The sequence below is a fragment of the Gulosibacter sp. 10 genome (assembly GCF_900163695.1).
In the GTDB taxonomy this organism is placed as follows: Bacteria; Actinomycetota; Actinomycetes; order Actinomycetales; family Microbacteriaceae; genus Gulosibacter.
In genome coordinates this window covers 1-1,218 of sequence record NZ_FUIC01000048.1, presented here as the reverse complement: position 1 = coordinate 1,218, position 1,218 = coordinate 1, and the positions used below count along the sequence as shown (strand labels likewise).

Sequence of the window (1,218 nt, the reverse complement as noted above, 5' to 3'; positions counted from 1 at the left end):
CGGACTTGTTGCCGGTCAGGTCACCGGATGGCACCGGTGGTGACATGGTCTTTGTCGACGTGGATGACACGGTTATTGAAGTCTTTTCGCCCAACAAACACGGTGCTGGAATCGGCTATAACAAACTGCGCGGCCTCAACGGATTGACCGCCACGATTTCCACAGCCAAAGCAGCACCGCTGGTGCTTGGTCAGCAGTTACGCAAAGGGGCAGCTCATTCGGTGCGAGGCGCTGACAAATTAGTCAGTGACAGCCTGGCCACTGCCAAACGCATCATCGATCCCGATACCCCTGTGTTGGCGCGGTTTGATTCGGCCTTTTATAGTGCCAACGTCGCCAAAGCAGTCCGCGCGGCTGGAGTCCACTACTCAGTGACCCTGCCCCAAAACGCTGCCGTGAAGAAAGCTATTGCTCACATCCCGGCCGAGGCCTGGAGAGGGATCAATTACCCACAGGCGATCTATGACGACGAAACGGGTCGATGGATCTCTGATGCGCAGGTGGCTGAAATTGATTTCACCGCCTTCTCGTCCAAAGCCCAAGAGGAGCAACTGGCTGGCCGGTTGGTGGTCCGCCGCATCCCGGAACTCAATACCACCAAACTGGCAGCCGCTCAAGGCCAGCTGTTTGACACGTTCCGTTATCACGCCTTCTTTACTACCGTCGAACAATCTGTCTTGGATACGGTGGCTGCAGACAAAGTCCACCGTCAACATGCCGTCGTCGAGCAGGTTTTTGCTGATCTCAAAGCCGGGCCATTAGCCCACATGCCCTCCGGGCGGTTTTATGCCAACGCGGCCTGGCTAGTCATCGCGGCCATCAGCCACAATCTGCTGCGAGCAGCAGGCAGTGTTGCCGGTGGCAAGCTGGTCAATGCCAGAACGGTCAGCCTGCGCCAGAAACTGGTCAATATTCCCGCCCGGATTGCGCATCGGGCTCGCAAACTGATCCTGCATTTACCTACGCACTGGAAATGGGCCACCGCCTTTGACCGGCTATGGCACAACACGCTGAGCCCACCACAGCTGGCCACACCGTGACCACCCAGCCCGAAAAGGGGCGCCCGGCCGAGCAGCAGAAAGGAATGCTCGGAAACCCATCAGTGGACACAACCGGTGCCAGGCCGGGAGACATCAACGACCCCAAAACGCTCAACCGCGCACCATCGATTCCTCAGCGTCGCAACTGCACATCGCTTATCTAATCGGTGGATCCAGG

At 58.0% G+C, this 1,218-nt stretch carries 1 protein-coding gene; it reads left to right on the top strand.

The genetic code is table 11. The features are described from left to right. Nucleotides 1-1,040: IS1380 family transposase (locus tag FM112_RS15410; protein ID WP_087009216.1), on the top strand; the 1,040-nt coding region annotated here is incomplete at its 5' end. Between the last annotated feature and the right edge of the window lie 178 nt (nucleotides 1,041-1,218).